At 59.1% G+C, this 13,136-nt stretch carries 9 protein-coding genes; 7 read left to right on the top strand and 2 right to left on the bottom strand.

Going from position 1 to position 13,136, the window contains the following annotated elements:
• Position 1: 1 nt before the first annotated feature.
• Positions 2 to 667: a Crp/Fnr family transcriptional regulator gene (locus A1355_RS19085; protein WP_064030866.1), complete on the bottom strand. Its 666-nt coding sequence runs from the start codon at positions 665 to 667 to the stop codon at positions 2 to 4.
• A gap of 242 nt (positions 668 to 909) precedes the next feature.
• On the opposite strand from A1355_RS19085, the gene A1355_RS19080 reads away from it, so the two are divergent.
• From A1355_RS19080 to A1355_RS19055, 6 genes are all read left to right on the top strand, one after another.
• Positions 910 to 1,095 (top strand): hypothetical protein, encoded by a 186-nt coding sequence (locus A1355_RS19080; protein ID WP_064030865.1) that lies wholly within the window; start codon positions 910 to 912, stop codon positions 1,093 to 1,095.
• Between the two features lie 30 nt (positions 1,096 to 1,125).
• Positions 1,126 to 1,377 (top strand): hypothetical protein, encoded by a 252-nt coding sequence (locus A1355_RS19075; RefSeq protein ID WP_064030864.1) that lies wholly within the window; start codon positions 1,126 to 1,128, stop codon positions 1,375 to 1,377.
• Positions 1,378 to 1,390: 13 nt separating this feature from the next.
• On the top strand, positions 1,391 to 1,825 hold the full coding sequence (locus A1355_RS19070) for a hypothetical protein (RefSeq protein ID WP_064030863.1): 435 nt from the start codon (positions 1,391 to 1,393) through the stop codon (positions 1,823 to 1,825).
• A gap of 43 nt (positions 1,826 to 1,868) precedes the next feature.
• Entirely contained in the window at positions 1,869 to 3,119 is a 1,251-nt protein-coding gene (locus A1355_RS19065; protein WP_064030862.1) for an HlyD family secretion protein, read from the top strand.
• The gene (locus A1355_RS19060) at positions 3,120 to 5,249 is read left to right on the top strand and encodes a peptidase domain-containing ABC transporter (RefSeq protein WP_064030861.1); all 2,130 of its coding nucleotides are present in this window, start codon (positions 3,120 to 3,122) and stop codon (positions 5,247 to 5,249) included.
• A 285-nt stretch (positions 5,250 to 5,534) separates the two neighbouring features.
• A complete protein-coding gene (locus tag A1355_RS19055; RefSeq protein WP_064030860.1) occupies positions 5,535 to 8,051 on the top strand; it encodes a patatin-like phospholipase family protein in 2,517 nt (838 codons plus the stop codon).
• Positions 8,052 to 8,351: 300 nt separating this feature from the next.
• On the opposite strand, the gene A1355_RS19050 is transcribed toward A1355_RS19055, so the two are convergent.
• Entirely contained in the window at positions 8,352 to 9,038 is a 687-nt protein-coding gene (locus A1355_RS19050; RefSeq protein ID WP_064030859.1) for a hypothetical protein, read from the bottom strand.
• A gap of 301 nt (positions 9,039 to 9,339) precedes the next feature.
• Here A1355_RS19050 and A1355_RS19045 point away from each other — a divergent pair, with 301 nt between their 5' ends.
• Positions 9,340 to 12,528: a hypothetical protein gene (locus A1355_RS19045; RefSeq protein WP_064030858.1), complete on the top strand. Its 3,189-nt coding sequence runs from the start codon at positions 9,340 to 9,342 to the stop codon at positions 12,526 to 12,528.
• Positions 12,529 to 13,136: the final 608 nt, after the last annotated feature.

Genomic DNA, 13,136 nt, shown 5'->3' with positions numbered 1-13,136 from the left:
TTTACCAAGCCGCCGGCGGTTTATTGACGATTTTCAGCGCTTTGCCGTCAACCACCACGTAACCGCCCTTGGTGAGTTCCTTCATGATCTTATTGATCATTTCTCGCGACGAACCCACCATGTTCGCCAACTCCTGTTGAGTGGGCTTGTGGGCGATGACCTGAATGTCGCCGTCCTTCTCGGCCATGTCCTGCAACACTTTGATCGTTCGTTCGTACACATTGGACAGCGCCAGTTGTTTCACTTTTTCGGTTAAGTGGCGGACTTTTTCGGCCAGAACGCCGAGCAAGGTGATCGCCACATCCGGATGGGCCTTTAACCACAATATGAAATCGCCTTTCGAGACAATGCCGCACACGGTGTTTTCGGTGGCTTGGACCGCCGCCGAGCGCGGTTCGTTGCTGAGTAGGGCCAATTCGCCGAAATAGCTGCCGGCTTCCTGAATCAACAGCGTGACTTCCTTATCCTTGTCGTCGGTCGAAAACACCCGCACGGCGCCCGACAATACGATGTACAACGAACTGGTGTCGTCGCCCTCGTAAATGATCATGGCCCGCTTCGGAAATTTCACGGTTTTCACCTTCGCGGCCAGCGCCGCCAGGGCCTCTTCCTCGGCGTCGGCTAGAAACGGGATTTTCGCCAGATTGGCAAGGACTTCGCTTTGCATGGTGTTTCCTAGGTCAACGTTCGCCGTCCGGCTGTTTCCGCCGGTTGATTCCCAATGATTTTAGCGCTTTCCACTGTGAAAAGCGTCACGAATTCCCGGTGAAGCTTGTCACAGCCTCCGGCGGCGGCGATTGCGTACAGTACAAGCACCCGCCGAGTTTCGGCGGGCGGCGCGGCAAACTCACTGTAAGTTTAGATTGCCGCGGAATCGGCGCTAGCGCCATTTTACGACGGAGAAACGCAATGAACACAAAACAACCCTTTCAAGAAACGTTAAGAACGCTGAGTGCCCAAGAAATCGAGGCGGTATCCGGCGGACTGGTGTCGTTCGACGGCGACTTGAACCAATTTCCGAAGAAATTTTGGCCGGTGATCAATCCGGGCGCGATCAATATCAAGAACATCGCCACCAAATTCGCCATCGGTTAATTCGTATTCACATTCATTGAGGAAGTAGTCATGTCAAAAAAAGCATCGCGTATCGCAACATCCGAATTGGCCCAATTCGCATCGCAAGGTTTAAACCGGGCTCTGGAAGTCAGGGAATTAGCCGGTCAAGAATTGAGTCCGGAACAATTGGCGCAAGTGAGCGGCGGGGTGGCGCTGTTGAACTGGAACGGCATTATCAACGGCGGCCGCTTGCTCCAACAGCTTCAAGTCGCGCCGCAACTGGACGCGGGCCTGACGCTGAATAAATTCGCCGCATTCTAGGGTTGATCGTGCCATGGCCTCGGAAACCTTAGTGTTGTGTCCCAGCGCCCAACCGGATTGGGAGGGTAGTCAGGTCATCGGCGTGATGACCGGTTCGGCCGAGCAGCCGGAACTGGCTTATCTGAAGGAAGCGCTGCCGGTCACCGACGAGATCCTGGAAATGGCCGGACCGGTCACGCCCGGCGAAGTGTTTCGCTTTTCGGCGCCGTGCGCTTGCAGCGGATGCGGTCACTATCGGTCCGAACAGTCGAAGTGCGGTCTGGTCGAAAAGGTCGTGCGCTGGACCCCGGTGGTCGTCGAGCAGTTACCGACCTGTTCGATACGCTCGAACTGCCGCTGGTGGCTGCAGGAGGGCAGGGACGCCTGCCTGCACTGCCCGCAAGTGGTGACCAACGACCTGAACCCGAGCGAGGACATGCGGCGGGCTTCGGATCTGGATGTCGTCTGAGCGCCATGGTCTCGATCAGGCTATGCGAAGAGAAGGCGGTGATATGAACGAAACCGGATTGTTTCGAAGTCAGGCCCTGGCGTTCAAGCGCGACCGGCCGCTCGGCGAGGCGATAGGCATCGCGTCGCCGGCACTGCCTTTACTCACCGCATTGGCGTCGGCGGCGGCGCTGGCCTTGATCGCTTTCGCCTGTTGGGGCGAATATACCCGCAAGGCGCACGTCAGCGGGTATTTGGCGCCCAGCATGGGCTTGATCAAGGTTTACGCGCCGCAGTCCGGCACCATCGTCGAAAAGCAGGTCGCCGAAGGCCAAAGCGTGAAGGCCGGCGATACGCTGTATGTACTGTCCACCGAAAGCGGTTCCAAGGAAACCCCGCAAGTGCAGACCGCCGCGCTCGAACAACTGCGTCAGCGCCGCGACAGTCTGACCGCCGAATTGAACCAGCGGGCCGAGCTCGATCGTATCGAATATCAAGCCTTGCTGGATCGCGAGCAAGGCCTGCGGCGCGAACTGCAACAACTGGACGGCGAGATCGCCACCCAGCAGGCCCGCGTCGAAGGCTCGGCCACTAGCGCCGACCGGTTTCGGCAATTGGCCGGCAAGCATTTCGTGTCGCCGGTACAAATCCAGCAAAAGCAGGACGAATGGCTGGACAACCAAGGCAAGCTACAAGCCTTGCAACGCAACCGGCTCACCGCGCAGCGCGATTTGCAAGCCACTCAGACCGACATTGCCGGCAGTCGCTTGAAGTTCCAGAATCAGCGCGCCGCGATCGAACGTAACATTTCCGAATTGAACCAAAAAATCACCGAATCCGAATCGCGCCGCACCATCGTCATCAGCGCGCCGGGGGACGGCACGGTGACCGCGATCTTGGCCGAACGCGGTCAAGTCGCCAATCCCGCCAATCCGCTGTTGTCGATATTGCCGGCCGGCGCGGCCTTGCGGGCCCAATTGATGGTGCCGTCCAGCGCGATCGGCTTCGTCGAGACCGATCAAACCGTGTTGATCCGCTACCAGGCCTTTCCTTACCAACGCTTCGGCAGTTATAGCGGCCGGATTGTCGAAATCGCCAAAACGCTGATTAGCCCCAAGGATGCCGACCTGCCGATCGAGCTGCAAGAGCCGGCGTATCGGGTGACGGTGGCCTTGGACCGGCAAGCCGTGTCGGCTTACAAACAAGAAATGCCGCTGCAATCCGGGATGCGTCTGGATGCCGATATTTGCTTGGACACCCGCCGCTTGATCGATTGGGTGTTCGATCCGCTGTACAGCTTAACCGGGAGAGTCTAAATGAGTGCGCCTATCGGGCTAAATTTCTCCGGCGGCAAGCGCACGCCGCTGATCCTGCAAACCGAAGCCGCCGAGTGCGGGCTGGCCTGTCTGGCGATGGTGGCTTCGCACCACGGCCATCGGGTCGATCTGGCCAGTCTGCGTCACCGCTTCGCGCTGTCGCTAAAAGGCGTGACCTTGAGCCAATTGATCGGCATCGCCGATCAATTGCAGTTGGCGTCCCGGCCGGTGCGTATCGATTTGCCGGACTTGAGCCGTTTGACCTTGCCGGCCGTCCTGCATTGGGATTTCAATCATTTTGTGGTGCTGACTCGGGTCGATAGCGGCCGGCTGGATATTCTCGATCCGGCCCAGGGCGCGCGCCGCGTGACTTACGCCGACGTGTCCAAACATTTTACCGGTGTCGCGCTGGAACTGGCGCCGACCCGCGAATTCGTGCCGCGCCAGGAACGCCGGCAAATCCAATTATCCCGCCTCATAGGCCAGTTGGACGGTGCCGCTCGCGCTATCTGGCAAATCGTGACCTTGGCCTTGGCCATCGAAGTGTTTGCCATCGTAGCGCCTTTTTTTCTGCAACTAGTGGTCGATCAAGCGGTAGTGGCCGGCGACCGGCATTTGTTGACGGTGCTGGGATTGGGGTTTTCGTTATTGATGCTGATTCGGGTCGCGGTCACCGCGCTGCGGTCCTGGTGGGTGCTGATCTTGAGCAACTCGGCCAATCTGCAGTTATTGAGCAATCTGTTTGGCCATTTGCTGCGGCTGCCGATGACGTATTTCGAGAAACGCCATCTGGGCGACATCGTGTCGCGCTTCGAATCGATGAACGCGATTCAACGCACGCTGACCGGCAGTTTTTTGGAGGCTATCCTCGACGGCATCATGGCGGCGGTCACACTGGGCATGATGTGGTTTTACAGCGGACCGTTGGCCTTGGTCGTGGTGGCGGCGGCGGTCGGTTACGGATTGCTGCGCTTGGCTTTGTTCAGACCGCTGAAAGAGGCGACCGAGGAGCAGATTCTGCGCGGCGCCAAGCAGCAAAGCAATTTGCTGGAAACGGTGCGCGGTATGCAAAGCGTCAAGTTGTTCAATCGTCAACTGCAGCGCCGGGTGCAATATCAAAACCTGTTGGTCGAGCACTTTAACGCCGGCATTCGGGTCCAAAAGCTGGGTTTGTTGTATCGGACCTGTAACGGCTTGCTGTTCGGCATCGAAAATGTCGCGGTGATTTGGTTGGGCGCCTTGTTCATTCTCGACGGCGGATTTTCGGTGGGGATGCTGTTTGCGTTTATGTCGTTCAAGGACCAGTTTACCGACCGGGTCGGCGGCTTCATCGAAAAAGGCATCGAATTCAAGATGCTGGCGCTACATACCGAACGGGTCGCCGATATTGCGTTGCACGAAACCGAAGCCGAGCGCTTGGCGGCGATGCCCGCCGAGGACAGCCGGCTGCCGGCGATTAAAATTGAGAATCTGGAATTCCGTTACGCGCCCAGCGAACCGCCGGTACTGCAAAATCTGAATCTGGAAATCGCCGCCGGCGAATCGGTGGCTATCGTCGGGCCGTCCGGTTACGGCAAAACCACGTTGGCGAAGCTGATCCTCGGCCTGTTGCAACCGGTGCAAGGCGAGATTTGGGTAGCCGGCACCCGTTTAAGCCAAATCGATACCCGCGTCTACCGCGACACGGTGGCGGCGGTGATGCAGGAAGATCAGTTGTTCGCCGGCTCCATCGCCGAGAATATCTGTTTCTTCGATGCCGCGCCCGACCAGGCCTGGATAGAGACGTGCGCGCAATTGGCGGCGGTGCATCACGACATTGCCGCGATGCCGATGGCCTATAACACCTTGATCGGCGACATGGGCACGGTCTTGTCGGGCGGCCAGAAACAACGGGTGTTGCTGGCCCGCGCGCTGTATAAACGCCCGAAAATTCTGATCCTCGACGAAGCCACCAGCCATCTGGACGTGGCTCGCGAAAAATCGGTCAATGCGGCGATTGGCCAACTCAAGTTAACCCGCATCATCATCGCCCACCGCCCGGAAACGATAGCGTCGGTGGATAGAGTGATCGACCTGCAAGCTTTGGCGCAAGCCGACGCTCCAGGGCCGAACAGAAAGCTAACGGCTTGATGGTTTCCGCTTCCGTGGGACTGTCCTCGGAGCAGCCGGTTGAAAGCAGCGGCGGCAGTCTCGGGCCGTCGGTCTTTGTTAAACGGCAAGTCCTCCGCGTCAGCCGAACTGGCTTGAATCGAGCGATTCCCGGCCAACCGAGATCACCGCTAAAACCTGGCTTGGCATTCAGTCCGAAATGAATCGCGGGCCGAGCTTGACTCTAACGCGCCAAGTTGGCTAAGTTAGTCCGGACCGCCGCGCCTCATACGGCGCCGCCGCTCGTCATCCAATGGAGACTCGCCCATGTCAGAAGCCATGTCGCTCGCCGAGCGACCCAGTGCCGCCGATAAAAAGGCCGCCCACGAATTCCTGACCGAACTGCGTACCCGCATCGCGACTCAAAGTCTGCCGTATCAATACGGTATCGAAGCCAGCGCCTTGCAAAGTCTGTTCGACTTGTTCGGTTTCGGCCGGACCGCGATCAAGGACAATCCCGGCTGCGAACTGTTTGCCGCCAAAGTCACGCAGTTGCTCAATGTCGAGTTACGGCCGGTGACTTCGAAATGGCACCGGGCCAAGGAAGCCGGCGTATTGGATTCGCGCGACGGCGCCGACGCGTTTCGTGGCGAATTGCACCAGATACAGCGGGTGCTGCGCCAATTCGCCGACGAATTCCATCAAATGGCCTACGGGACCAGTTGGCGGGACCAGGATTGTCCGGGGGCCTTGGCACAGGAAGACGTCAAGGGCTTGTTCGAGGCCTTGCGCTTCGGCATTCCCGATGCCTACTTGCCGGACGGCGACCCCAGGGAGATTAACCGAGACGAAGCCGGCGATATCGGTCAGCGCCGGAAACAGTACTTGATCGAAACGCCGGAGGGTGAGGACGCGGTCGGGCTGGCCCTGTCCGGCGGCGGCATTCGTTCGGCGACGTTTGGCCTGGGTGTCGTGCAGGTGCTGGCCGACCATCTATTGCTGCATCAGGTGGATTATCTGTCCACGGTTTCCGGTGGCGGCTACACCGGCAGTTTCATCAGCAGCCGTTTGAGCGAAGGCGTTTCGGTGTGCGATTTAGGTAAGCCGCACGGGCCGGACCCCGATCCGATTCGCTATGTTCGGCAACGCGCCAAATTTTTGTCCGCCCAAAACTTGAAGCAAGCTTGGGGCATGGCCACAGCCACCTTGGGCGGTATGTTATTGAACTGGACGGCACCGCTGTTTGTGATTGCGGCGATTGTCGAGTTAACGCTGCTGACCCAACCCTTTTTAAAGGGCTATTGGCAAGAAGCATTAAATGTTCTAGCCGGGCTGTCCGCACTCAGTTTGATCGGCTGGGGCGTGGCGATGCGCTGGCGCCCCGATTACGCGAGCAAGGCCGGTTGGTTGTTCGGTACGCTCACCGGTTTCACGTTGTTGGCTTACTCCGCGCAAGCCATCGGCAACGGCTATAAAATCGCGCTGGATGTTTATGTTTGGTTGAAAGCCCACTGGACATTTCCGGCCGTCATCGGCGGCTTGATTACCGCGACGCCGGCGGCGATGCGATTTCTGCCTATCTTCAAGGAACCCAAACTGCGGCGTATCGTGTTGCAGGTTTTGTTATGGTCGGCGGGCTTGTTGATTCCAATCGTGGGCCTGTTGCTGGGTTACGCGCTTTGGCACTTGCGGACCATCAACGTCGCGGTGCCGGTATTGGAATGCGTAGTAGCCGGCGACTGGGCGCTGCTGGCGATCCTGGTCGCCTCCGGGGTGATCGCCTTTCTGGTGTTGAACATCAATTTGACCGGTCCGCACCGCTTGTACCGGGACGGCTTGTCCCGGACGTTTATCGGCACGGTCGAGCAGCCTTATCGAATCGTCGAGCTGGCGAAATTGAATAGCGGAAACCGGGCGCCTTACCATCTGGTGAACACCGCGCTGAACCTGCCGTCCAGTGAACGTCCCAACCTGCAGGATAGACGTTGCGACTTCTTTTTGTTTTCCAAGTATTGGATGGGCGCGCCTTCGGTCGGTTATACCGAAACAGCAAGCTGGCAAACCAACGGCAAGCCGGTGGACTTGGCCACCGCGATGGCAACCTCGGGCGCCGCGCTTTCCGCCCACATGGGTTTGGGCGCGATGCCGACGCTGACCGCGTTGTTGGCGGTACTGAATTTGCGATTGGGATTCTGGATCAAGAATCCGCGGATATGGTCGCCGTTTTCGGAACCCGGCTTCTTGTGCTTGATTCGGGAAATGTTCGGTGTCGGCATGTCGGAACGCAAGGCCTGGCTGAATTTGTCCGACGGCGGCCATATCGAAAACATGGCAGTGTACGAATTGTTGAGGCGGCGCTGTAAATTCATCATCTGCGTGGATGGCGAGGCCGATCCGGCATTTAGCTTCGGCGGTTTGATGACCTTGGTACGCCACGCCCAAATCGATTTCGGCGTGCGCATCGAACCGGCGCTGGACGACATCCGCCCGAATCCGGCCAGCGGTTTCAGCCGGAGCCACGCCCAGTTCTGCGTGATTGATTATCCGGCCGTCGGCGCCACGCCGGCCGGTACCGGTTTCTTGTTGTACTTGAAACTGTCGGTCACCGGCAACGAGCCGTCGCTGATCAAACGCTACCGCCTGAATAACCCGGATTTCCCGCACCAAACCACGCTGGACCAATTCTTCGACGAAGAACAATTTGAAGCCTACCGGCAACTGGGCGTGCATATCGCCGAAGGTTTGTTTTCCAGCGCGTTGGTTGGCGATACGCCACCCGAGACCATCGCCGCTTGGTTCGAACGCTTGGCGGCGAATTTGTTGCTACCAAGTCGAGCGCGGTAGCGCTTGGTTGGAACGGAGTTACATCCTAACGTTCATGAAAAGATTTTCGCCCCGGAAAATGAAAACGATGGGCGTGGGTGCGGCTTTCGCCGCGATCGAGGGCGTTCCGACACCGGTATGTCCATACCACGCTCAACGACTTCCTTAAGTTACAAGCGAAGCGCCCAACCGCTGGCTGAGCGGAGCCGAAGTCGACGGGCGCTTCGGCTCCGCTCAGCGGCCAAGCCAATGACGCGCCGGGTCTTCAACGCCACGGCCGAAGCTCGGTCGCCGCGACAGCAACCTAAGTTGCGACGAAACCTAGTCGGCGGCAAAACAATAGAAATAGCCGGCCCCGCCGGTAGCGACCAGGTTTTCCTGGCTGCAACCCCGGCTGTCGTGGGTTGAGTTCCACGACACGTTACCGCCGGTGCGGCCGCCGTTGGTGCGGTCGAAATGGCCGACGCGGACCGTGCCTTCGCCGCTGCTCGTGTAATTTTTGCAGGTGTGGTCGGCGGCATCGGTATAGGCCGTGCCGTCCGGTTTAGACCCGGTCAGGATATCGTGTTCGTTCGGCGTGTCGCCGACGCCTTTCAGCGCTTCGCCTTTCTCGGTGTACGCGGTCTTTTTATGCAGATTGTTACCCAACTGCGCCAGTTCCAAGGTATCGCCGTGCAAATGCGCGACGTCGTTCGCGACGATGACGCCGGCGGCATTGGCCCAAGGTCCTTTACCGATGCGGTCGCGGGCATTGACGGCGGGCTGGCCACCGCTGGGCTGGGTGCTGAGATACGCATGCCAGGTTCGGTGGCCGGCACCGACCGCGCCGGCCAGTTGTTGGCAATGAGCATCGGCGCCGGCTAAGCCGCCCAGGTCGGCGCCCTTGCCCAGTCCGGTACTGGTCACGAAAAAGCCCAAGGGCGGTTTGGCGGCTTCCGGCGCTTGTTGAGCAAGGGCGGCTTGACTGCCTAAAAGCCACAGGCCGGCAACGAAACAAGTTTTCTTCATCTGATGTTCTCTCAATTGGAATGAATACGGCAGGCTCACTGTTAAGCCTACAACCAGGCACGGCGGCAGTTATCGTGCCAACTGCTCGAATCGCGCGGTGACAGGCGGAAACCAGTTTCCGAGGGTGTTGGGCTGTTGGTACTCGGGCAGGTATTGCTGGCGACATGCTGAAAAATCAGCAGTGGTTGGCCGCGATCGAGCGTTGCCGGCCAACGTGCCTACAGGCGGAAACGCCGAGTGAAAACCCGGAGTCTGTACTAAGCTGGACAGCGTTTTCACCGCGACATCCGAGGTCATTCCGTTGAACCAGTACGCTTATTTCTTCGACTCGGACGGCGCTTTCGTCGTCGAACAATACAACGACCAAGCGCCGTTCGCCAGTTTTCTGCCGGGCATCGCCGGCGTTTCGGGCCGTCCGGCCTGGGCGTTTTACGTCAATCGCGGCCAGGCCATTGCCAGCTTCGGCGTTCGCAACAAGGACGGCGCGTTCCTGGAGTTTTTTCCGGCCGACAAGGCCTACCAACTGACCGCGTCGCGCGGTTTTCGCACCTTTCTGAAGATCGGCGACGGCTCGGCCGCGATTCGCCACGAGCCTTTCCAGCGCAACGCCGGCACCGACGTTCGGCAACGTCTGTACGTGTCGGAGCACGAAGTCGGCGTCGAGGAATCTCATCCGCGCCTGGGCTTGCGGATCCGCGCCGATATGGCGACCCTGCCGGAAGCGGCGGTGGCTGGGTTGATGCGCCGAGTCGAAATCACCAACACCTCGCCGGTCGGTCTGTCTATCGAAGTCGTCGACGGCTTGCCGCAAGTGCTGCCTTACGCGATGAATCAATGGATACTTAAGTTCATGAGCCGCACCTCGGAAGCCTTTATGCGCGTCGAGGACGTCGCCAGCCGGGTAGCCTTTTATCGGCTACGAGTGTGGCCGACCGACAGTCCGCAAGTCGAGCCGGTCGTGGCCGGCAATTTCTTTGCCGGATTCCGGGACGGCCTGTTGACTCCGGTCATCGTCGATCCGGAACGGGTGTTTGGCTTGGCCGGGGATTTCGCGAAGGCTGAACGGTTTTTTGGCGACTCGGCGCTGGACTTGGAGCGTCAGGTGGCCGGCAACCGTACGCCGGCGGCCTTCCAGACCCTGAGGCTGGACGTGCCGCCCGGTGCCAGCCGGGTGTTTTACGGCGTTTACGGCCATGCCGTTTCGCCCGAAGTTTGCCTATCCTTTGTCGCCGAGGCCGCCGAGGCCGCCGAGGCCGCCGAGGCCGGCTATTTTGAAGCCAAGCGCGAGGCCAACCGGCGTTTGCTGGATAGAATCGGTCAAAAAGCGTTTACCGCCACCGCCAAACCGTTGTTCGATGCACACGTTCGCCAGTGTTACCTGGACAACGGTTTGCGCGGCGGCTTTCCGACACCGGTGCCGGGCGGCGCATTGCTGTATTTGTTCGGCCGTAAACACGGCGACCTGGAGCGCGATTACAACGACTTTTTATTGCAGGACACGCCGTATTCCGAAGGGAACGGCGACTTCCGCGACGTGCTGCAAAACCGCCGCGTCGATTTGTTCTTCGAGCCGGCGCTGGGCGCCCGCAACATTCGCTATTTTTTCAATCTGATTCAGCCCGACGGTTACAACCCCTGTGCGTTGCGCAACAGCCGTTTTGTGGTCGATGCGCCGGAGCATCTTGCGGATCGGCTGAGTAGCTTGCCCGGCGTGGCGGCATTGTTGGCCACCGAGTTCAAATACGCGGAACTTTGGCAAGTGCTGAGCGAGGCTGGCGCCGATGTCGAAGACTTGATCGCCGCGATCCTGGCCGAGGCCCGCGAAGTGGAGGATGCCGAATTCGACCGCGGCTACTGGTCCGACCATTGGACTTATCTGGTCGATTTGTTGATCGCCTACCGGGCGATCTTTCCGGAGCGGCTGACCGACTTGTTGCTGGAAACCGGCTATAGCTTTTTCGAGGCCAGCCACTATGTCGCGCCACGTATCCAAAAGAGCGTACTGACCGCCCACGGAGTTCGGCAGTACGGCGCGGTGCGATTCAGCGCCGACAAGCAAGCGATCATCGCCGCGCGTGCGGTCGATAAGCATCGGGTTCGCGACCGGCACGGCTTGGGTGAAGTGGTCTATACCAGCTTGCTGGGTAAGATTTTGACCTTGGTCGCCAACAAGCTGGCAACGCTGGACCCGGCCGGCATCGGCATCGAAATGGAGGCCGACCGGCCCGGTTGGTGCGACGCGTTGAACGGTCTGCCCGGCATTTTCGGTTCGGCGGTCAACGAGACGATAGAACTGCTGCGCTTGGTGGATTTCACCCGGCTGGCGCTGGACAGCCTGGACGGTAGCTGCGATTTGCCGATGGAACTGGCGGATTTTATTACTGGCTTGCAACGTTTGCTGGCGGAGCCGGAACCCAGCGCCGAGTGGTTTTGGCGCGACAGCGGCGATCTAAAGGAAGTTTATCGGGCTCGCGTATTCATGGGCTTTGCCGGCGAACTCAGGACGGTAGGCTTGGCCGAATTACGCGAGTTTCTGGCCGAGGCCAGCCGGCATCTGACCGCCGCGATCGAAAAAGCTCGGATGCCGCAAGGCATACACACCTATTACTCATACGAAGTCAGCGATTACCGAGCGCTGGAAGACGACAAGGTCGAAGTGCTTGGCTTCGAACAGCATACCTTGCCCCTGTTCCTGGAAGGCTTCGTACATGCGTTGCGGATCACCGGGCCGGACGAGGCGCGCCGCTTGTACCAGGCCGCGCGCGCTTCCGCGCTGTTCGATCGCAAACTGGGCATGTACCGCTTGAATGCGCCGCTGGGCAACGATGCGTTGGCCTTGGGACGAATCGGCGTGTTCAATGACGGTTGGCTGGAGAACGGCTCGATTTTTCTGCACATGCACTATAAATTTGTGTTGGAAATGCTCAGGGCCGGGCTGGTCGACGAATTCTATGCCGACCTCGAAAAACTGCTGGTGGCCTTCCGCGATCCAGCGGAGTATCAGCGCAGCCCCATCGAAAACTCCAGCTTCCTGGTCTCCAGCGGCTTCGACGTCGATCCACGTCAACACGGTCGCGGCTGCGTGGCCCGCTTGTCCGGTTCGACCGTCGAATTATTGCATCTGTGGACGCACTTGTTTCTCGGTCCCCAGCCCTTTGCGTATCAGGACGGGGAACTCAGCTTCGCGCCGGCTCCGTTGCTCGCCGGGACGATGTTCGCCGCCGATTCGCGAACCGTGAGCCCATTTGGGTACGACGACATTCTGCCGGCCGACAGCGCAGCGATGGTCTTGTTTGGAAGCACGCTGCTGGTATATATCAATCCAAGTCGGCGGGACAGTTTCGGTATCAGCGCCGTTCAGCCGCTACGCTATCGCTTGTATGACGGGAATCGGGGCTCGAGGATTGTCGAAGGCGGTAGCTTGCCGGCCGGTATGGCGCAAGCGCTGCGGGATGGGCAATTTCGGCGAGTGGATGTCGAATTGGGCTAATGGAAAGTTCTCGGCCGATTCGAAATGCCGCCGCTTCGGGTTGCGTTGGCGTCGCTACGGCCGGGCCTAAGCCTGACTGGCGCATCAAGGTCCGGCGTTTTCTGGCGAATTTTCCGGTTTTCGAAATCAGTTGCTTTCACTTTGCCAGCCTATCTTACTCGGGCTGGGGTACGCCGAGACGCATACGGTGGCCGACATGCTGTTCGCCAGCTCAGTAGACGTCGACATTCGGCGCGGCCAACGACAAGCGATGTAGGGGCCAAAATTACCGCGAGTTCCGGAGCGCTAACCGATTAAAGTTGGCGGGCGTAAAGACGCCAGGAAAATTAAACCTTCCGACGCTATGGAGCCTGAGCAATTCTGGGGTTGGGATCGATTGCCGCATGCTGTTTAGACGGGGCCGATGACGACTTGGCAATTAGGCTGCGGATGAAACGCCGATTGACAGCGTGGCTATTAAGCGCGGAACACGAAAGCAGCGTTGGTCGTCGATTACAAACAGCTAATTGAGATCAGCTTAATGCCGTTTTTGGCGGTTCTTTGGCTTTGTTCAATTGCGCTAGAAAATAGGTTTGGTAGTTCCAGTTGATTCTGGGTGGAGGCGGGGT

Source organism: Methylomonas koyamae, from assembly GCF_001644025.1.
GTDB classification, from domain to species: Bacteria; Pseudomonadota; Gammaproteobacteria; order Methylococcales; family Methylomonadaceae; genus Methylomonas; species Methylomonas koyamae_A.
This window is presented reverse-complemented; position numbering and strand designations above follow the sequence as displayed.